This window comes from Mucilaginibacter litoreus, assembly GCF_042676805.1.
In the GTDB taxonomy this organism is placed as follows: Bacteria; Bacteroidota; Bacteroidia; order Sphingobacteriales; family Sphingobacteriaceae; genus Mucilaginibacter; species Mucilaginibacter litoreus.
In genome coordinates, this window is record NZ_JBHTHZ010000003.1 from 157,234 (window position 1) to 175,972 (window position 18,739).

The following is an 18,739-nucleotide window of genomic DNA, read 5'->3' on the forward strand; positions in this document are numbered from 1 at the left end:
TACGATTAGTTTTTTATCAGATTATTTACTTTTTCAACCAGCTCATTCAAATCAAATGGCTTATTGATTATCGCATCACAACCATAAGCAAATAAATCTGATGCGTGGTTTACATATGCAGAAAATATAATTACAGGTACATTGCCAAATTTGGGGTGCGCCTTTATTTCACGGCAAATTTCGCCGCCGTTACTGCCGGCCACACGGTAATCTAAAATTACGAGGTTAGGATTAAATTCTTCAACAAGGGGCATCACATCGTTCCCTTCACCCGTACTTTTTACTTCAAAGTTTTCGTAGGTAAGGGTTTCATGAACAATATCAAGTATGTCCTGATTATCATCCAGTACTAATATGCGTTTAACCATTATAGTGGTTTATATTAAATAGTTAATTAATAAGGGTAGCTGCAATATTTATTGCCATTAAACGGTGGGAAAGGCTGAAAATTATATACGGTAATTGATAACATAATGGCAGGCAACAAAAATACTGATTTATAAGCACATTGCATATACCGTAAATATGCATTAATATAAGCAGGAAGTAATAAGTTCAAAACTTGTTGAAGTAAGGGCATAAAAAAACCCGCAATCGCGGGTTTTTTTATTTTAATAAGGATATGCTTTGCCGGGATGTGCCCGTTTCCATGCCCTTCGGCGTTCAAGATAGGCTTCCCGTTTTCTTTTTTCTTCGCGTTTACGTGCCTCATTACCTATAATGTAGCCACCGCCTGCGCCTATTGCGCCGCCAATAACTGCACCTCCTACACTTTTACCTATAAGTGCACCGGCTACCGCGCCACCTGCACCCCCTATAATAGCGCCTTTACCTTGTTTGCTGATCCCTTTTTTTTCTTGTGCTGCAGCATTAAAGTTGATGGTAACTAATAAAGCTAACATCAGGCTGCATAGTATGGTTAACTTTCTCATAGTATTTGCATTTATAATGCACACTATACAAATAATAAGCCAATCTTTTTATTTTAGGAAATTGATAATTGCATCAGCAAATTCTTTGGTGTTTTGAGCACTATTGTGATCACCCGGAACTTCAGCATATTTTGCACCGGGAATAAACTTTTGGAGGATGCTTACATCTCCGTTGGTTTTATCTTCGCTCCCGTCAATCAGTAACACGGGGATTTTTATCTTCGCAAGTTCTGCCGGGCTGGTTGAGGGCTGATATTTTTGCTGCAATGCCAGGGATAGGTTATCAAAATTATTTTTGCCTATCCACACCATCATTTCATCTACGTCATGCAGGCTCGTATCTCCCATAAGTGCCTTATAGGCATGTATACGCCGTGGCCAGTTTGGGTTAGTATAGTCGGCACCCATACCGCCCATTACAGCTTTATGTACTCGCTTGTCTGTTACCATAACCCTTGATGTGATAATAGAGCCGCGGGAGTATCCTATTATATCGTAGCTTTTTAACTTGAGCGCTGTTGCCAGGGCCATAATATCTTTGGCTTCAGCATCATTGGCGTAAGCCGTATCTGAATGGGGTTTGTCTGATTGTCCGTTACCCCGCTGGTCTAATATAATAACCTGATAACCTTGTTTTAGCAATGCAGGGTAAAGCGTACCCCTTTTCCAGCCCCGGCTGGTACCCGTAAAGCCATGTACTAATATAACCGGGTAACCATTACCACTTACTTCATAATAGATCCTGGTGCTATCGAACGAAGGAAAAAGTTGCCCTTGTTTATCCTGCGCAAACAGGTTAAAGGTTGCAAGTATAGCAGCAATAACAAGTGAAAATTTCATCTTATTTAACAAAAAGGTTAATAATAAGCACCCCTGCAAGCCCTATCACAGATACCAGGCTTTCCATCATAGACCACGAGCGGAAAGTATCCTTAATACTCAGGTTAAAGTATTCTTTAAACAGCCAGAAGCCGGAGTCGTTTACATGAGAAAAGGCCAGGCTGCCCGCCCCAATAGAAAGCACCATTAAGTTTGGGTTTACATTGCCTGTTGTTACCAACCCGGATACAATACCGGCAGCAGTTAACCCGGCAACGGTAGCAGAGCCGAGGCTTATGCGTATAATTGCGGCAATTACCCAGCCTAAAACAAGCGGAGGCATATTGAACTGTTTTAACTGATCGGCTATTTCATTACTTACACCGCCTGTGGTAAGTACCTCTTTAAAAGCGCCTGAGCCTGCAATGATGAGTAGTATAAGGGCAATGTCTTTAACTGCATCGGTAAAGCTGGCTGCAATGCTGCTCATGCTTGTGCCTTGTTTAACTCCAAGCGTATAAGTAGCTACAATAAGCGCTATGAGCATAACAATAGATGGATCACCCAGGAAAGCCATAGCTTTTAATGCTCCTGCGTTTTTAATACCCAGGTAAGGAAAAAAAGCCGTAAGCATGAGCAGCATTACAGGGAGCAAAGCCGTAAAAAAGCTTATAAATGTACTTGGCAATTGTTCTTGCGGTTTTTCTTCGGCCCGAAAAGTGGCCAGCGGTTGGGATGGAATGCGTTTTAAAGTTTGTGCGAATACCGGGCCGGCCAGCACGATGGTTGGTAAAGCTATCAGCAAACCATAAACAAAGGTGGTGGCCATATTAGCATGAAAAAGCACCACTAATGCTGATGGCGATGGATGTGGAGGTAAAAAACCATGCGTTACCGATAACGAAGCGATCATGGGCAAGCCAATAAATACAGCAGGTAATTTGTACTTATAAACAACCGAAAAAATAAGCGGAACCATCAGGACAAAACCTATCCCGTAAAATAAGGGTATGCCAATAATAAAGCCGGCAACTACCAGTGCCCATTGTATATATTTTTCACCTACTGCCTGCACCAGTACTTCAGCAATTTTTTGAGCCGCGCCGCTTGTAGCTACCAGTTTGCCCAGCATGGCACCCAGGCAAATAATGATGAGTAACCCGCCAAGAATGTCACCCATGCCTTTTTGCACTGCTGATGTAACCTTATTTACCGGGATACCCAGCATTAGCCCGGCAGCTATTGAAACCAACAGAAAAGCTAAAAAGGGATTTACTTTTGCCCAGCTAACCAAAATTATGAGCAGTATTATACAAATGAGTACTACAAGCATACTATATTTATAAGGTTGATAAATGGCTTGGGCCAAACGCCGCACCTAAAAGTAGTAATATATCAATGGATTTGTCAACCGTTTGAAAATTTAACGCTGTTAAAGCTTATTAACTGCTTGGTATAATATAAAAAGCTTTTCTTTGTTACAAGATGACGAAAAAGCGCTATACCACATTAGTACTTATACTTGGCTCGTTAACGGCGCTGGGCCCCTTCTCAATTGATATGTACCTGCCCGGATTCCCGGAGATAGCACGGGAGATGCATACCAGTACTGCAAGGGTTGCATTATCCTTATCAAGTTATTTTATAGGCATATCCGCCGGGCAATTGCTTTATGGCCCGTTGCTGGATAGGTTTGGTCGTAAACCACCATTATACGCCGGGTTGGTATTGTACACTATTTCGTCATTAGCCTGCTGCTTTTCAAGGGATATCAATATGTTGATCGTAGTGCGCTTTTTTCAGGCGGTGGGCAGTTGCGCGGCAGCAGTAGCCGCCATGGCCATGGTACGCGACCTTTTTCCTATACAAGATAACGCTAAAGTGTTTGCGCTATTGATACTGGTTTTAGGCGCCTCGCCCATGATAGCGCCCACTGTTGGCGGGTACGTTACAGATACTGTTGGCTGGCAGGTTATCTTTATAATCCTAACCGGTTTAGCGGTATGTATTTTTGCAGCGGTGTTTTTTTTATTGCCAGATAGTTATCAACCTGATAAAAGTTTATCGCTCAAGCCCAAACCCATTTTAAAAGGCTTTGCAGCGGTAATTAAGGAGCCACAATTTTATACGTATGCAATTAGCGGCGGTATAGCGTTCTCCGGCTTATTTGCTTACGTAGCATCCTCGCCACTTGTATTTATGGATGTTTTTAAGGTAAGCAGCAAAGCGTATGGCTGGATATTCGCGTTTTTATCTATCGGGTTTATTGGCTCGAGCCAGGTAAACAGTTATTTGATTACAAAATACAAAAGCCAGCAGATAGTTAAAGTAGCCCTTACAGTAATGGTAATTATATCCCTACTGTTTGTTGCCGGCGCGGCTCAGCATATTTTCGGCTTAACAGGCACTATTGCGATGATTTTTATGGTGCTTTGCTGTGTGGGTATAATAAGCCCTAACACTTCTGCATTATCGCTGGCACCATTTGAAAAAAATGCAGGTATTGCATCATCCCTGTTAGGGGCCTTTCAAATGTGTATAGGTTCTGCAGTATCTGTAGGTGTTAGTCTGTTTAAAAGCAACTCGGCCTTGCCAATGGCAGTGTTAATGTTTGCAGCATCAGCATTAGCTTCAATAGTATTGTTAATGGGCAGTAAACATATCAAACAACCAGTAGTATCAAGTGATGTTAAAATAGCAGCTCATTAAAAGGTAAAGTAATCAGTTAAGTTTGCTTTTTATCCGGATTCATGCGAGTTTCGGCTTTTTTTACCTCATCTTTTTCGCTGAGTGGAAAATCGGTCTTAAGTTCACCGGCTTTTTTTGACTGCTCTTTTTTTATCTCTTTTCCTTCTTCTTTTTTACTATCTGACGATTTCATATATTATTATCCCTCCTCTACAATAAACTTTTGTATGTCAAAAAAGATTTAAAAAAATAAGATTTTAAATGCGTTTAAACATTCATTTGCCGGAATGTATCAACGTTTTAAGCGCTGCATTTCAGTCTTCAGCTCCTTTATCTGCTGCTGTGCCTGGCGGTTTTCAAGATAAAAATATATAGCAAACGCCAAAAATATTTTCCCGAGTATAAATACTGCCGCAAATACCCATCTCCAGGCTTTGTGAACTTTCATGTGGTTAGACTGCGCCTCAACCTCAATATAATCGGGGCCGGTATCCGGCTTGCTGAAATTACTATATTTATTATCCTCGCGCTCTTTAAACTGCTGTGGAAAATTTCTATCGCGCAGGATGATCTCCTCAATATTATCAGAAATTTTATTCCAGATGTGCTCAGGCGGAGGGACGGCCATGTGCCGCGCAAATAGCTCCATATCTGTTTCCAACTCGTTAAGAGCTGTATTCACCTCCGGGTACTTAACTCTCATGTACATCAGCTCTTCAACCTCCTGGGGAGAAGCGGAGCCGGTTACATAAGCTTCTAAGATGCCGCTATTGATGTACTGCTGTATCATTTACGGTTATTCCTGATTATGGTGAATGATTGTTTCAAAATTTGCTTTACGTCTGCTTCAGGCTTGTTCAATTCTGCCGCTATACCGGCAATTGTTTTACCATAATAATGTACACTGCAAAAAACAAACTGCTCCTCTTTGTTCATCAGGTCAATAAACCTGTTACCTGCTATTAAGGGATCCTGAGGGTTGAGGCTGCAATCATTAACAGTATTTATAAATGAGGCAAGCTTTTTACGAACGTGTTGCAGTAAGCTGCAATACGTATTGTTGCCCTCAGCTAAAATAATATTCAGGTCTTCAGGCTTTAAGCCACTGAAAATATCTACAAGGTATCGCTCGGCCGTCAAACGATCTTTAACAACTTCGGTGATGTATCCAAGTAACATGGCACCATAGCCGGCGAATAGTTGATGTTTTGCGCTTTTTATTGCAGATGCCGGATCGGTAGTATATGTTAACTCTTGTTTCAAGTTGCCTCAGTTCACTTAGCGTGGAATCAAAAATATTTATAATTGTTTAAATTATTTATAAACCGATTAAAAAAAGAATATATCCTGCCGTGCGCGCATTGTTAATCGGCTTCAATACTTTGCATATTACGCGAAGGTATGGTATAAAATTCTGCCTTAAATATACGTGCAAAATATTTCTGGCTTTTAAAACAAACTTTATGGCATATATGGGTAATGGGTAAGGTGCCCGGTTCCCAGCAGTTATGCACGGCTTACACGCATATCACTGCTTAAACATAATGCTTTTTGTTTAAAAAAGTGTAGTAGGTTACATATGCAATTATTACATTTCTCTGAACATCTTTTAAAACAAATTAAGATATCTGCTCATCTATATGTTTGTTAAGTTATACCTTTGCCGAATTAATGGAAAGCACAGAAACTACATCTCCACCATCTCCATCGCGCTTATCAAAAGCAAAAAGTGGTATAGCAGGCTTTTTTTTAATGCTGCACCGTATTTACGCTTTTATTCTCCGGTTTTTTAAGGAGGTTTTTTTGCCACCTTACGAGTTTAAAGAAATAGTACGGCAATGTTATGAAACTGGTGTTAAGTCGTTTACACTGATCACGCTGACCGGGTTTATCATCGGGGTGATTTTTACTAAACAAAGCCGCCCGTCGTTAACAGATTTTGGCGCTACCTCATGGTTACCTTCATTGGTATCCATAGCCATAATGAAGGCATTGGCGCCATTGGTTACCGCGCTTATTGCGGCAGGTAAGGTGGGATCCAGCATCGGTGCAGAACTTGGCTCCATGCGGGTTACCGAACAGATTGACGCTATGGAAGTTTCAGGTACCAAACCCTTTAAATTTTTGGTATGTACCCGTGTTATTGCCACTACGTTTACCATTCCTTTATTAGCCACTTACGTAGCATTAATAGCGCTTTTAGGCGGGTTTTTAAATATTAACCAGAATGAAGGTACCAGCTACGCTACCTTTATTGAGCAGGCATTTGAGCCTATTACCTTTGTGGATATATGGGCGTCATTAAGCAAAGCCATAATATTTGGTTTTACCATTGGCATTGTAGGCTGTTACCAGGGCTATAATTCAACCAAAGGAACTGAAGGGGTTGGCAAAGCCGCCAATGGTGCAGTAGTAACCGCTATGTTTTTGGTTTTTATTGAAGAGGTTTTAATTGTACAAATAGCCGGATGGTTCCGCTAAGAATAAATGGAAAAGCAAAAGGCATATATCGATTTTAGTAACGAAGTGATCAAGATCAGGGGGCTGCAAAAGTCATTTGGCGATTACCATGTACTGCGTGGTATTGACCTTGACCTTTTCCAGGGAGAAAACCTTGTGGTTTTAGGCCGCTCGGGCACGGGCAAATCCGTGCTCATTAAACTAATCTCAGGCCTGCTTTACCCGGATGCCGGAACAATCAGTGTTTTGGGTAACGAAGTAACGCAAATAACGGAGCGTGAAATGGAAGCCTTGCGTATACGCATTGGTTTTTCATTTCAGAACAGCGCACTTTATGACAGCATGACGGTACGGAAAAACCTGGAATTTCCATTAGTGCGCAATCGTAAGGGCATAACACGTAAAGAGATAGACCAGGCTGTACATACGGTTTTAGACGCAGTAGGGTTATCGCAAACCATTAACCAGATGCCTTCGGAGCTATCTGGCGGGCAACGTAAGCGTATTGGTATTGCAAGAACACTCATACTGAACCCTGAAATTATGCTTTATGATGAGCCAACAGCAGGTTTGGACCCTATTACCTGTATAGAAATCAACGAACTGATCAACGAGGTGCAGCAGCGCTTCAATACATCGTCTATTGTAATTACCCACGACCTTACATGTGCCAAAATGGTAGGTGACAGGGTGGCCATGCTTTTAGATGGACAGTTTCAGCGTGTTGGTACTTTCGATGAGGTTTTTGCCACGGACGATGCCCGTGTTAAACCTTTTTATGATTATAATTTTATAGAATAGATTTAGTACGCATATAATGGATGCAGCAGAAAACAGAAGATCAATAATAGTAGGTGTATTTGTGTTTTTGGGTGTCGCCGTGTTTATACTCGGTGTGCTTACCCTTGGTGGTTCACAAAAAACCTTTGTTAAAAGCATACATATCAGCTCGGTATTTAATGATGTATCCGGCTTGAAAAAGGGAAACAACGTTTGGTTCTCGGGTGTTAAGATCGGCACTATCAAAAACATTACTTTCACCAAATCTTCGCAGGTTGATGTAGAAATGAGCATTGATGCCGCTACCCAACCCTACATTCACCGCAACGCCGCAGCACGCATTAGTTCTGACGGTTTGATAGGTAATAAGATCATTGTAATTGATGGTGGCAGTCCGCAGGCACCAATAGTACAAGATGGGGATATATTACAATCAGAAAGGATATTGTCTACTGATGATGTAATGAAAACCCTGCAGCAAAACAATCAGAATTTGTTAGCTATTACTACCGATTTTAAATCCCTGAGCCACCAGATACTGGCCGGTAAGGGTACCGTTGGCGCCTTACTTGCCGACAGTACCATGGGTAACCAGTTAAAGCAAACTATGCGCAACCTGCAGGCCGCTACACAAACTGCCGCGCAAATGGCAGGATCACTTAACAGCTTTAGCCAAAAAATGAATACCAAGGGTGGCTTCGCCGATAATGTGCTGACTGATACGGTTACATTTAACCGCATAAGGGCATCAGTTACTCAATTGCAGCAGGCAGCTAATAATGCTACTACGCTTACAGATAACCTGAACAAAGCCAGTAATAAGCTAAACACTACAGATAATGCCCTTGGTGTTTTGTTAAATGATGCGCATGCGGCCAACCAGGTGAAAAGTACCCTTAATTATCTGCAGCAAAGCTCTGTAAAATTAAATGACGACCTGGAGGCAGTTCAACATAACTTTTTGCTGCGCGGCTTTTTTAAAAAGAAAGAGAAAGCTAAACAGGATAGCATTAAAAAAGGCTTGTAAGCCATAATAGTCTTTTTACAAACCAAGTCGGCTTAATGGTGTTGTTTTGGTATAGATCCAGAACATTATGCGTAGCTACAGAAGGCCGGTTTGGCAAACATTAGGATTAGGAGCCGTTGCAGGAATAAAACCGGCGACAGCACCTGTGATAGCAGGAAATTACTATAACGATGGCAACTATGCTGCCATATCTTTCCCGGTTTTAAAGTTTGTTTGTTCGCCGGTAACAACCATTGCCAGTGGCCTGTTATCTGCTGCTGAAAGGCATAATGGTGCCGTAGAAAAGAAATCACATCAACTGGATATAAATCGGCTCGCCGCTAATTTTGCTTCTGGTGCGTTTGCTGGTGCGGCCGTATACAGAAAAAATAAGCAAAGCATGTTACAGGGAATGTTAATAGGGGGTGCTGCCGCGCTGATCACCTCTGTTGCCGGGCATTACTTTCGGAAACATGCTAATAAACTTCCCGCTTTAAGTAACGAATTTACTGAAGCTTTTCAAGATGCTTTTGCCTACAGTAGTGGGGTGGCTTTGACCAAATAGCAAATAAACCAAACTTTGCAGTTTAACCCAATGCAGTATTATTGTAATACTATTTATACCCCTTACTATGATAGTAATGATACACAGATAGTGCACATTTGTAAATTATAATAGTGATAGTCCATATATTACTATAAGTATCTGTAAATTAATTTCTTTATATGAGGTTGATGATTCAACCCTACTAATCTCCAATAGTTTTATTTATAGCGTATATTTTGATGTGTTGCATAATATCAATCGTGCTGTTTATAAGTTATATTTGAGGTTGAAAGTATAAAGTACTTGTCGGCTTAAGTAAAGTAGCTGTAAGCCAACCTATTCTAAACTAAATGAAAATTTACACCTTTTTTTTAGCAGTTACATTAATGATTAATGGTGCTTCTGCATCTGCACAGCTATATAATCCCTGCGATAAAAAAGCGACTCATGAAACCAGGCAGTTATTTAATAGTATGCAACGTCTTGTTGGCGCAGGTGCTATATTTGGCCATCATGATGATACGGCTTACGGTGTAGGGTGGTGTTATGTAGATGGTCAATCGGATGTGAAAAGTGTTACCGGATCATATCCTGCAATGTACGGTTGGGACCTGGCAAAAATAGAGCACGATAGCGTTAGAGATATCAATGGCATCCTTTTTAAATACCAAAAAAAACTGGTGAAAGAAGCTTATGAACGGGGAGGCATCAACACTTTTTGCTGGCACATGGATAACCCGGCTAATGGGAAAAGTGCCTGGGATACTTCTATGAGGACAGTAAAAGAAATATTGCCCGGCGGCGCTTACCATCAGGTTTACACTCAATGGCTGGATAAAGGCGCGGCATGGCTTGCAGATATGAAAGGCGATAACGGCGAACAGATCCCTATTTTATTCCGTCCTTTTCATGAGCTTACAGGCAATTGGTTCTGGTGGTGCGCCAATACCAGTACCCCAGAAGAGTTTAAGGAATTGTGGCGCTTTACCATTGACTACATACGTAATAAAAAGCAATTGCATAACCTGTTGATCGTATTTTCGGAGGCTGATTTTAACAGCGAAGCAGAGTTTATGCAGCGTTACCCGGGCGATGAGTATGTTGATTTTATAGGCTTTGATAATTATTGCTATAACAGCGTGGCCGATTATCAGAAAAACCTTGACAAGCGTTTGGATATCTTAGATGCAATAGCATCAAAGAGTCATAAACTTGTTTGCCTGGCCGAAACCGGTTACGAACGCATCCCGCAGGCTGACTGGTGGACAAATGTATTATTGCCTGCTATCTCCAGGCATAAATTATCTTATGTAATGGCCTGGCGCAATGGGCGGCCAGATCATTACTACGTACCATACCCGGGCCAGGTAAGTGAAGCTGACTTTAGAAAGTTTTTTAATAACCCGCGTATTTTGTTCGAGAACAGGCTGGCCCCACTTGCGGTGTACGGGAGATATATTTCACGCTAAACACAGTGTAACTTCAGCCAATTAAAACTTAATGTTTCGCTTCATGTTGTAATTAGAAACATTTATAAGTTATGAATGCATATCAGCAAAAGTGGATTGATGTTTTAAATGGTGCAAATTTAAAGGGCTGGGAAATAACAGCTAATGGTGATGACATTAATGTAGAGATGCCGCATGTAACAGATCTGAAGTTAATACGTGATAATCTCCCGGCAACACTTGCCGCAATAGCACTGGATATTGGTCTGCCAGCCGAGAGGTTAAGGTTCAACTTTCATAACGGATATGAGAATTTTGAGTACATACTTAATCCGGATGAGAACGATCTGAATAATGCCTGAATCAGATCTTAGCTTTTGTAGAAAATATGGTAACACAAATACCCATTAGGGCTATTAGTGTAAACGATGCCCTTAATGTGGCTATTCCGGCTATAAAACCTATAACAGGCGGGCCAAACAGAAACCCCATAAAACTTATTGTTGAAACTGCTGCAAGAGCAACCCCCGGCGACATAGTTTTTGATTTGCCTGCCGCACTGTAAACCAATGGTACAACAGAAGATACCCCAAAGCCAACCAGCAAAAAGCCAAACATCGCGCTTAACAGGTAAGGGAACAAAACAGCTATCATTAATCCGCTTGCAGTTAACAAGCCGCTGAGTTGTAAGGTGCGCTTTAAGCCAAAACGGTGCGCAAACCAATCTGCTATGAAACGGCCGGTTGCCATGGTAAGCATAAATGCAGTATAACCAGCCCCCATCCATGCGCTTTGTGCTAATACCACTTTTTTAAAGTAAATAACGCTCCAGTCAAACATAGCGCCCTCGCATATCATCGAGCAAAAAGCAATTATGCCAAGTTTGATCAAAGATCTGTCGGGCATTACAAATACCGGGCCCGACTCCGTTGGCTTATCTTTTTTTAAATACTTAGATGAAAACAGGGTAGCAATCACGATTAATACCCATATCAGTGCAAAGTGATGCAATGGAATAATCTGCTTGCCTATCATAAAAGTTCCTATTGCCGCGCCTGCAAAGCCGGCAAGGCTCCATAAACCATGAAAGGAAGCCATAATAGGGCGCTGATACAGCTCCTCAGCAGCTACAGCCTGCGTATTAACTGAAATATTAACAGCATTGCTGGAGAAGCCAAAAAGCAACAAACAGCAAATTAACTGAAATGTATTCTGCGACATCCCCAGGAAAACAAGCGCACAGCCATAGGTGACTACTGCGGTTATTAGCAGGTTGCGGCTGCCTATACGAGTAATTATCCATCCGGAAAATGGCAATGAACACATTAACCCTACCGGTAAGGCAAACAACACGCCGCCAAGGGCAGCATCGCTAAGGCCAAGGTTTTGCTGTATGGTAGCTATGCGTGATGCCCAACTGGCAAAGCATATGCCGGCCATAAAAAACATAATGCCTACTGCTGCGCGCAGCGTGCCCCTTGAAAATTTATAGGTTATAGGTGTTGCTTCCAAATTGGGATCATATCATAGTGTTATTGTGACACTATGATATGATAAAGGTAACACAAATTATGAAATGTTTAAAATACAGGTAAGCCTATCTTTATTTTTTTATGTTGAAAGAGCCAATGACCTGGTGGGGTTGATTTTGAAGATCAGTTACGTTGGTTTTAAACGAGCCTTGAATCTCAGTTGCGTTTAGTAAAGTGATTTGTACTTTTCCTTTTTCAACGTCGGGCCCGTTAACGGTAGAGTAAACACTAAAGCCTAAAAAGGCGAGATCTTGAGTGCCGGCAGTTGAGGCTTCTATAGATAATATTATAGGTTCGATTCCTTTTAGCGCCTGTACTGCGATAGAGCCGGTTGCAGAGGTTGCATCTGGGGCAGTAACGTTAAATGAAGCACTACCATCATAAGTCATAATATCTCCGCCATCTACCTGCACCTTTACAGCACCTACAGCACCTATAGGCAAGCCTATAACATCTGTATCGCCAGAATTATTGCCATTGTTGCTGCCCGGGATATTGATGACGGTACCTTCTGGATAAACCGGTGGATCTAACTTGCAGCCAGCAACAAAAATCGAAATAAATAAAACAGTAAAAGCGCTTTTAATCAGGGTCTTCATCATTAATTCAAATACGTTTTTATACGCATTTGAGCTATTATTAGTTACAGGTGTGATGAAAAGCTTCCTGTGTAGTTAACATTTGCCGTTTACATCGCAGGTGTCACCCTCAATTATAGTCATGCCTGGCTTGTTTTGCTGGGCGTTCCATTCTTCAAAAGCTTTATCAAGTGTTTGCACAAACACCGGTACCGCCTGTGCGCCGGATACGGCATATTTTTCGTTCATTACAAAAAATGGTACGCCTTGTATGCCCAGGTATTGTGCTTCGGCAATATCATGCCTCACATCGTCGGCAAACTGGTTTGAATCCAGCGCTTGCTTCACTTCATCAGTATTCAAGCCGATAGTTTGGCCTAACTCCGCCAGCGTGTCTGTATCATCAATGTTTTTACCATTGGTAAAATAGGCTTTAAAAAGTTGTTCTTCTGCTTGCGCGCCTAAGCCATGTTTTTTAGCCAGGTGGGTAAAGCGATGGGCTTTAAAACTATTGGCAACAACGGCGTTGTCCATATTATATTCTAATCCAACTTCTGCAGCCATTTGGGTCACATGGGCGTTCATCTGCCGGGCATAATCAATTGTCCAGCCTTTGGCATCGGCCAGGTACTGATTAATATTTGTTGATGGGTCGGTCTGCATATTGGGGTTCAGCTGGAAGCTCTTCCACTCCACTTCTACCTTGTCATTATGTGCAAATTGTTGTAGCGCATCCTCAAAACGGCGTTTGCCAATATAGCAGAATGGGCACATTACATCACTCCAGATTTCAACTTTCATAAAATTAGTTTTTTGCTAAATTAAGCACATTGGCACGTAGTAAAGTAAGCGCCGGGTAAAAATGAAAAGCCCCGCTTTAGGGGGCTTTGGTTATTTAGTAGTGTCGCGCTCTACCAGGTCCATGCCGCATTTGCTGCAGGTGCCGGGCTTATCAGAGGTAACCTCGGGATGCATGGTGCAGTAATATTTACCTTTAGGCTTTGCGGCTTCTGTAGCCTTTGAATTTTTATTTGTTGATGTATTACAAGCCACGAAACTAAGCGTGCTTATTATTGCGGCTAAAACGATTATGTATCTTCTCATATAGTTATTTGTTTTTTATGAAAGCGGCAAAGCCGAATACCGAGACCACCAGCACACCTAATGCAGCAAGCATGCTTACAATATCCCTCACGTTTTTCCCGGCCCAGCTCATACCAAAGTATTTATGCAAAAATATAAAAGAAAAACCCTCAGCACGGTCTATCCCCGCAACTTTTGTAGCCAACTGCGATGTGGTGGTTTCTATGTACCAGTTCTCGCCATTGTAATAACTTACTTTTTGTACAGGCAGGCGTTTGTTGATAAACCCATACTCGTTATCAAACTGGCGTATCTGAGTAACGGTTCCCCGTGTTTTTTCAGCTATAGCCGGTTCGCTTACGCGGTAAAAGCCTGCAAGGTACCGGGCATACATCGCATCGCCATCTGTTAAGCTATTACCTGTGGTTGCGTTGTAATAGCTGATGTTCTTTTTAAGATCACTTACCTGATAGTAGGAAGTGCCGTCCATTTTTACCAGCGCAACAGATTTGATGCTATCGGCAGGTAATTGCAGGTTGGAAAAGCTGAGATCGCTGCTTTTTAATACCTGCCTATAGCTTTTTTCTTGCGGTTTAATATTGTGCAGCTTCACAATAATGTGAAAAGCAGCGCTTACCGTAAAAGTGAACATCACAAACGAAACAATAATGCCCAACTGCCTGTGAAAACGGTGCACAAATCGGGTGTCTTTGCGGTTATCGCGTCGGCGGTTTTGAGTTGCAGTTTTGAATTTTTTCCAGAATAGACCATAGATTATTAAACCGCTTAATAACGATAAAAACAGGACGCTTACTACTACAAGCAACACCACCAGCCGGAATTTATCACCGCCTAAAGCAGCTAAAAAATCCCAGGTATGCAACTGCTCAAAAACGGTAAGCATTACTTTGCGGGTATTGTTGTTAAAAGTACCCATGCGGCTTTGGCTTGTTTCTACATAAACATCCATTCCATCGGGCCTCTCAAAGGCCACTTTCCAAACCGGTAACAGGTGATTGATGGGCTGATAGTGATCATCAAAAGCTTTTTGCAGGGTAATGCCTTTTACTTTTGACGTGCTATCCCGCGTAAAGTACCGTGCAAGATAGATGGCATATAATTTATCACCATCTTTTAGCAGATCGCCATTTTTAGCGGAATAATAATTGTAAACACTATCTGTACCTAAAACCTGGTAGTAAGTATGATTGTTGAAGTTAATCAAGCCAAAATTGATCAATTCGCTGATGCCATTTTTATCTAAAACATGCTTTAAAGATAGCGACGGCTTTATTTTAGAAGGTTCGGGTTTGTAAACTTCCTGTGCGATAGTTGGTCTGAACCAGTTTGACATAAACGGATGCGAAAGGCCGCTCAGGGTCCACATCATAACAGGGATAAGGGCTATTAAGCCCAGTATCCGATGCCATTTATAAAAATTTTGTTTTGCTGTTGCCATTTGCTCAGTATTTTGAAAATGAATAACTGATACCCAGCGAGTAAATACGCGGAGGAGCAGCATTGTAAGTATCGCCGTACTGATTACTTATCACAGTGGTAGCGTACAACTTGTTGGTCAAATTCAGCACATTAAACCATATACCTGCGCCTTTCAGCGGACCGCTCTTTACATCAAAACCGGTACGGGCGTTAAACAGATCATATCCGCCATAGCTTTTTGTATTAGCCGGATTGGTGTAGTAATGGTTGATGTGCTGCCATTCGGCAGAGATCCGGAAACCGTTAATGTAAGCTGGCTTATAAGTAAGTTCAGAATTTGCTATCCAGGCAGGTGCATTGTTCATGCGGTTACCATTGTACACTAATACCGTATTAGTACCTGTGGAATAGTTGGTAGTCACTTCGCTATAGTCCACATAGGTGTGTTTGGCATTAGTGCCGCTAAAACGAAAACTTAACGACTTAACCGGTGCAAAGGCTACTGAATACTCAATGCCCCGGTGACGGGTAGCGCCTGCATTCTGGTTTTGTGTGGTGTTATCAGGCAGTAACTGGTTAATGATCTCGTTGCGGCCTTCCAGGTCATATAATGTTACTTCCAGATACAGCTTTTTATCAAAGGCAGTAAACCAGCCACCTGCTTCATAGTTATTGAATGTTGCTTGCTTAAGCGGCACTAACTGGCGGGAGCTGTACAAGTCGCCCGTCTCTGGGGGCTGAAAGCCGACACTATAATTGGCATATAGGCCTTTATTGTTACCGAAATTATAAGTAAGGCCGATTTTTGGTGCTACTATGTTAAAGTCGTTCACCTCGTGCTGTTTGTACTTGGTGCTGCCATTGGTGATGCCGTTGGTAAAGTTGTAATGAATTCTGTCATACCTAAGGCCCATTACTATGCGTAAAGTTTCGGTAGGTTTAATTTCATACTGCGCATAAGCCGCGGTGTTAAATAATTTAATACGATAATCATCAATGTAGGTGCCGGTATTGGTATAGCTTGTATAATAATTGTTAGCTACATCCTTTTGTATATCCAGAAACTGTGCATAGTATGAGCTTGGACTGTTATCCAGGTAAGCACCTACAATCAATCTTGAATGCAGGAAATCAAAATCCTGGCGGTGCTGTGTTAACAGACCAAGGCTATGAAAGCTTTGGTTGTTCTCCTGGCCATTAGAGCTGACGTAATTACCTGCATTATCCCGAACATCTGAGATATAATAGCTCGGCAATTGCCCGGTTGAATTGTTACGGTAGAACAGGGTAAGGAAAGTACTGCTCTTGTCATTCCAGGTATGATCAAGGCGGGTATTGGCACGCCATGCTTTAACTTTACGGTAGGTAAAACGCTGGTTAGCGCCATAACTTCGGCTGTAAAACTTGGCGCTGTCCAAACTGCCCGGCGTTTGTGTATTAAGGTAGTTATAAGCAGCAGATGCAGTTAACCTGGTGTTAGCATCAAAATCATAAGTGCTTTTAAAATTTACCGAGTATTTGTCAAAGTCGGTATAATCCTGCCAGCCGTCGCGTTGTTTAGCTATATAGCCGCCAACATACAGGCCGAATTTACCGGATGTGAAGCCGCCATCTGCATCAACCCGGCGGTAATGATAATTATCACCCTGTAACGAAACATTGCCTGCATATCCGGCCGGCGGGCCTTGCGTAATAAAGTTAACTGCGCCGCCAATAGCATTACTTCCGTATAAGGATGATGCGGGGCCTTTGATCACCTCAATATCGCGCACGCCACTCATATTGATTTCATAAAGCGAATTATGATTGAATATACCTGTAGGGCGTATGGGCAAACCATCTTCCATATACAAATACAATGCATTGTAAGTAATGGGTTGGCGTATGGCCATGGTATGCTGCTCGTTACCCAGATCAACCATGTAAACGCCGGTTACTTTATTTAAAAGCTGATAAAGTGCAGTTGCCTTGGTATCATGTATTTGTGTGGCGTTAATTTTACTGATGGCAATAGGCGCGCTCTGGCGCGACTGCCGCTCGCGACTGGCTGATATAACTACCTGCTGCAAATCCACTGTTGATGGTTCAAGTGCTATCTCGATATTGGCAGCACCGTTTAAGGTATAAGTTTGAGCGGTGAAGCCAATCATGGCAAAACGCAGGGTTGTAATGGTATCTGCCTGAAAAGTAAATTTGCCTTTGCTGTTGGTAGTAGTGAGCAAACTGGAGTTAGAAACATTGTAAATCATTACGCCGGCAAGTGGCTCGTGCGTTCGGGCATCGGTAACGGTGCCATGCAAGCTGCTCTGCGCAAATGTTACAGCAGGTATAATGCACAGCATTATATATAATAATATTGTAGATATTTTCATAAAACATGTATCAGTACCTATAGTTACGGGTACCAGTTATAGGAAATAACAGCAGCGCAAAGGCAAGGCGTAGCAAGGCCTAAAGGCTTACTGTTTTGATATAATAAATGATGTTTTTATGAAAGCCGGGGCGGCTGAAAAATAGGAAGGGTTGTTTGCGGCAAAGCAATGCGGTAGTTGGGTACTTTGGTAACCGATAGCAGCACAGTGTAAAATGTAACCTTTGAAGCCTGATTGTAAAAAGCTTCCTGGATAAGGTTTTTCTGTGCCTGTCGTTCCTCGGTGCTTTTATTGTTTTCGGCTTGCTTTAATTTCTTCATGAAATAGCATTTGCCGTTACAATGGAGCTGAGGTTTATCGCGGTTTTCGCAAAGCTTTGTCGCAATGTAATTACGGTTCAGCTCAAAACCCGCGTAAATAAAAAAACGCGAGAAGTTGGCCGATACCATCGCTACAATCAGTAAGTAAGCGGTTATACGTTGCAACATGAGCGCAAAGGTAAGTTTTGTGTGCTATATAACAAGGTGTAAATACACCTTGTTTAAGTATATAACGCAAAAAAGCCCCACCGGGTTGGCAGGGCTTACAATCATAATATGGTTTGGGTGTTATTTAGCGCGTTTGATAACAAAGTGAGAACTGCTGCCGCCAAAATCGATATCCATGGCACAAGAGTCGGCATAGGCTTTACCTTTATGCGGATAATCAGTACCAGAAACATTTACACTGAATGAGAAATTGTCACCGTTGATCTTACCATTGTCTATTGTAACTTCACCCATTTGCGATTCGGCAGTACCGGTTAGCTTTTCACCATCAACTTTAAAATTATAAGCAACATCAATAGCGTTACCATCTGGCGTATTGATAGAACCGGACCATTTACCATTTAAATCGGCAAAAGCAACTGCCATACAAATTACAAAGCAGCATGATAATAAGGCTGTAGTGAAAATCTTCTTTTTCATATTGGTTTATTTTATAGCTCTAATATAAGGTTTTTCAGACATCAATTTATTTCCAGCATATTAAATAAAAAAAACAGCAGGAGCAT

22 protein-coding genes are annotated in these 18,739 nt (G+C 41.8%); 7 read left to right on the forward strand and 15 right to left on the reverse strand.

The annotated features are described in order from the left end of the window. Positions 1 to 5: 5 nt before the first annotated feature. From ACFQZX_RS06575 to ACFQZX_RS06590, 4 genes are all read right to left on the reverse strand, one after another. Positions 6 to 368 (reverse strand): response regulator transcription factor, encoded by a 363-nt coding sequence (locus ACFQZX_RS06575; protein WP_377112857.1) that lies wholly within the window; start codon positions 366 to 368, stop codon positions 6 to 8. Positions 369 to 611: 243 nt separating this feature from the next. Further along, positions 612 to 932, reverse strand: a complete 321-nt coding sequence (locus ACFQZX_RS06580) for a hypothetical protein (protein WP_377112860.1) — start codon at positions 930 to 932, stop codon at positions 612 to 614. 48 nt (positions 933 to 980) lie between these two features. Further along, entirely contained in the window at positions 981 to 1,772 is a 792-nt protein-coding gene (locus ACFQZX_RS06585; protein ID WP_377112862.1) for an alpha/beta fold hydrolase, read from the reverse strand. A gap of 1 nt (position 1,773) precedes the next feature. Beyond that, positions 1,774 to 3,084, reverse strand: a complete 1,311-nt coding sequence (locus tag ACFQZX_RS06590; protein ID WP_377112864.1) for a gluconate:H+ symporter — start codon at positions 3,082 to 3,084, stop codon at positions 1,774 to 1,776. Between the two features lie 152 nt (positions 3,085 to 3,236). On the opposite strand from ACFQZX_RS06590, the gene ACFQZX_RS06595 reads away from it, so the two are divergent. Further along, positions 3,237 to 4,460, forward strand: coding sequence for a multidrug effflux MFS transporter (locus ACFQZX_RS06595; protein ID WP_377112866.1), 1,224 nt, complete (start codon positions 3,237 to 3,239; stop codon positions 4,458 to 4,460). 16 nt (positions 4,461 to 4,476) lie between these two features. On the opposite strand, the gene ACFQZX_RS06600 is transcribed toward ACFQZX_RS06595, so the two are convergent. From ACFQZX_RS06600 to ACFQZX_RS06610, 3 genes are all read right to left on the reverse strand, one after another. Continuing rightward, positions 4,477 to 4,632 (reverse strand): hypothetical protein, encoded by a 156-nt coding sequence (locus ACFQZX_RS06600; protein ID WP_377112869.1) that lies wholly within the window; start codon positions 4,630 to 4,632, stop codon positions 4,477 to 4,479. A gap of 99 nt (positions 4,633 to 4,731) precedes the next feature. After that, a complete protein-coding gene (locus ACFQZX_RS06605; RefSeq protein ID WP_377112871.1) occupies positions 4,732 to 5,229 on the reverse strand; it encodes a hypothetical protein in 498 nt (165 codons plus the stop codon). Then, positions 5,226 to 5,702 (reverse strand): hypothetical protein, encoded by a 477-nt coding sequence (locus tag ACFQZX_RS06610; protein ID WP_377112874.1) that lies wholly within the window; start codon positions 5,700 to 5,702, stop codon positions 5,226 to 5,228. Before ACFQZX_RS06610 ends, ACFQZX_RS06605 begins: the two co-directional genes overlap by 4 nt. Before the next feature lie 489 nt (positions 5,703 to 6,191). Here ACFQZX_RS06610 and ACFQZX_RS06615 point away from each other — a divergent pair, with 489 nt between their 5' ends. From ACFQZX_RS06615 to ACFQZX_RS06640, 6 genes are all read left to right on the forward strand, one after another. Further along, the gene (locus ACFQZX_RS06615; protein WP_377113463.1) at positions 6,192 to 6,920 is read left to right on the forward strand and encodes an MlaE family ABC transporter permease; all 729 of its coding nucleotides are present in this window, start codon (positions 6,192 to 6,194) and stop codon (positions 6,918 to 6,920) included. Positions 6,921 to 6,926: 6 nt separating this feature from the next. Continuing rightward, a complete protein-coding gene (locus ACFQZX_RS06620) occupies positions 6,927 to 7,700 on the forward strand; it encodes an ABC transporter ATP-binding protein (RefSeq protein ID WP_377112877.1) in 774 nt (257 codons plus the stop codon). A gap of 16 nt (positions 7,701 to 7,716) precedes the next feature. Next, positions 7,717 to 8,706: an MlaD family protein gene (locus ACFQZX_RS06625; protein WP_377112879.1), complete on the forward strand. Its 990-nt coding sequence runs from the start codon at positions 7,717 to 7,719 to the stop codon at positions 8,704 to 8,706. 67 nt (positions 8,707 to 8,773) lie between these two features. After that, positions 8,774 to 9,250 carry a DUF4126 family protein gene (locus ACFQZX_RS06630; RefSeq protein ID WP_377112881.1) on the forward strand — a complete coding sequence of 159 codons (477 nt, stop codon included), beginning with the start codon at positions 8,774 to 8,776 and terminating at the stop codon, positions 9,248 to 9,250. Positions 9,251 to 9,582: 332 nt separating this feature from the next. Next, on the forward strand, positions 9,583 to 10,701 hold the full coding sequence (locus tag ACFQZX_RS06635; protein WP_377112883.1) for a glycoside hydrolase family 26 protein: 1,119 nt from the start codon (positions 9,583 to 9,585) through the stop codon (positions 10,699 to 10,701). A gap of 71 nt (positions 10,702 to 10,772) precedes the next feature. Beyond that, complete coding sequence (locus ACFQZX_RS06640; protein WP_377112885.1) at positions 10,773 to 11,042, forward strand: hypothetical protein; 270 nt, start codon at positions 10,773 to 10,775, stop codon at positions 11,040 to 11,042. Between the two features lies 1 nt (position 11,043). On the opposite strand, the gene ACFQZX_RS06645 is transcribed toward ACFQZX_RS06640, so the two are convergent. The 8 genes from ACFQZX_RS06645 to ACFQZX_RS06680 form a co-directional block, all read right to left on the reverse strand. Further along, entirely contained in the window at positions 11,044 to 12,192 is a 1,149-nt protein-coding gene (locus ACFQZX_RS06645) for an MFS transporter (protein ID WP_377112888.1), read from the reverse strand. A 91-nt stretch (positions 12,193 to 12,283) separates the two neighbouring features. Further along, a complete protein-coding gene (locus tag ACFQZX_RS06650; RefSeq protein WP_377112891.1) occupies positions 12,284 to 12,814 on the reverse strand; it encodes a hypothetical protein in 531 nt (176 codons plus the stop codon). A gap of 72 nt (positions 12,815 to 12,886) precedes the next feature. Next, positions 12,887 to 13,591: a DsbA family oxidoreductase gene (locus ACFQZX_RS06655; protein WP_377112893.1), complete on the reverse strand. Its 705-nt coding sequence runs from the start codon at positions 13,589 to 13,591 to the stop codon at positions 12,887 to 12,889. A gap of 90 nt (positions 13,592 to 13,681) precedes the next feature. Continuing rightward, positions 13,682 to 13,894: a heavy metal-binding domain-containing protein gene (locus tag ACFQZX_RS06660; protein WP_377112895.1), complete on the reverse strand. Its 213-nt coding sequence runs from the start codon at positions 13,892 to 13,894 to the stop codon at positions 13,682 to 13,684. 4 nt (positions 13,895 to 13,898) lie between these two features. After that, a complete protein-coding gene (locus ACFQZX_RS06665; RefSeq protein ID WP_377112898.1) occupies positions 13,899 to 15,332 on the reverse strand; it encodes a PepSY domain-containing protein in 1,434 nt (477 codons plus the stop codon). 4 nt (positions 15,333 to 15,336) lie between these two features. Continuing rightward, positions 15,337 to 17,685 (reverse strand): TonB-dependent receptor domain-containing protein, encoded by a 2,349-nt coding sequence (locus tag ACFQZX_RS06670; RefSeq protein ID WP_377112900.1) that lies wholly within the window; start codon positions 17,683 to 17,685, stop codon positions 15,337 to 15,339. 116 nt (positions 17,686 to 17,801) lie between these two features. Continuing rightward, positions 17,802 to 18,173: a hypothetical protein gene (locus ACFQZX_RS06675; protein ID WP_377112903.1), complete on the reverse strand. Its 372-nt coding sequence runs from the start codon at positions 18,171 to 18,173 to the stop codon at positions 17,802 to 17,804. Positions 18,174 to 18,293: 120 nt separating this feature from the next. Beyond that, positions 18,294 to 18,653, reverse strand: coding sequence for a hypothetical protein (locus ACFQZX_RS06680; protein ID WP_377112905.1), 360 nt, complete (start codon positions 18,651 to 18,653; stop codon positions 18,294 to 18,296). Positions 18,654 to 18,739: the final 86 nt, after the last annotated feature.

Coding starts and splice junctions, on each gene's coding strand:
- ACFQZX_RS06635 (WP_377112883.1), top strand. CDS start 9,583: ATGAAAATTTACACCTTTTTTTTAGCAGTTACATTAATGATTAATGGT.
- ACFQZX_RS06670 (WP_377112900.1), bottom strand. CDS start 17,685: ATGAAAATATCTACAATATTATTATATATAATGCTGTGCATTATACCT.
- ACFQZX_RS06655 (WP_377112893.1), bottom strand. CDS start 13,591: ATGAAAGTTGAAATCTGGAGTGATGTAATGTGCCCATTCTGCTATATT.
- ACFQZX_RS06575 (WP_377112857.1), bottom strand. CDS start 368: ATGGTTAAACGCATATTAGTACTGGATGATAATCAGGACATACTTGAT.
- ACFQZX_RS06620 (WP_377112877.1), top strand. CDS start 6,927: ATGGAAAAGCAAAAGGCATATATCGATTTTAGTAACGAAGTGATCAAG.
- ACFQZX_RS06605 (WP_377112871.1), bottom strand. CDS start 5,229: ATGATACAGCAGTACATCAATAGCGGCATCTTAGAAGCTTATGTAACC.
- ACFQZX_RS06680 (WP_377112905.1), bottom strand. CDS start 18,653: ATGAAAAAGAAGATTTTCACTACAGCCTTATTATCATGCTGCTTTGTA.
- ACFQZX_RS06615 (WP_377113463.1), top strand. CDS start 6,192: ATGCTGCACCGTATTTACGCTTTTATTCTCCGGTTTTTTAAGGAGGTT.
- ACFQZX_RS06625 (WP_377112879.1), top strand. CDS start 7,717: ATGGATGCAGCAGAAAACAGAAGATCAATAATAGTAGGTGTATTTGTG.
- ACFQZX_RS06675 (WP_377112903.1), bottom strand. CDS start 18,173: ATGTTGCAACGTATAACCGCTTACTTACTGATTGTAGCGATGGTATCG.
- ACFQZX_RS06580 (WP_377112860.1), bottom strand. CDS start 932: ATGAGAAAGTTAACCATACTATGCAGCCTGATGTTAGCTTTATTAGTT.
- ACFQZX_RS06585 (WP_377112862.1), bottom strand. CDS start 1,772: ATGAAATTTTCACTTGTTATTGCTGCTATACTTGCAACCTTTAACCTG.
- ACFQZX_RS06630 (WP_377112881.1), top strand. CDS start 8,774: ATGCGTAGCTACAGAAGGCCGGTTTGGCAAACATTAGGATTAGGAGCC.
- ACFQZX_RS06650 (WP_377112891.1), bottom strand. CDS start 12,814: ATGATGAAGACCCTGATTAAAAGCGCTTTTACTGTTTTATTTATTTCG.
- ACFQZX_RS06590 (WP_377112864.1), bottom strand. CDS start 3,084: ATGCTTGTAGTACTCATTTGTATAATACTGCTCATAATTTTGGTTAGC.
- ACFQZX_RS06600 (WP_377112869.1), bottom strand. CDS start 4,632: ATGAAATCGTCAGATAGTAAAAAAGAAGAAGGAAAAGAGATAAAAAAA.
- ACFQZX_RS06660 (WP_377112895.1), bottom strand. CDS start 13,894: ATGAGAAGATACATAATCGTTTTAGCCGCAATAATAAGCACGCTTAGT.
- ACFQZX_RS06595 (WP_377112866.1), top strand. CDS start 3,237: ATGACGAAAAAGCGCTATACCACATTAGTACTTATACTTGGCTCGTTA.
- ACFQZX_RS06640 (WP_377112885.1), top strand. CDS start 10,773: ATGAATGCATATCAGCAAAAGTGGATTGATGTTTTAAATGGTGCAAAT.
- ACFQZX_RS06665 (WP_377112898.1), bottom strand. CDS start 15,332: ATGGCAACAGCAAAACAAAATTTTTATAAATGGCATCGGATACTGGGC.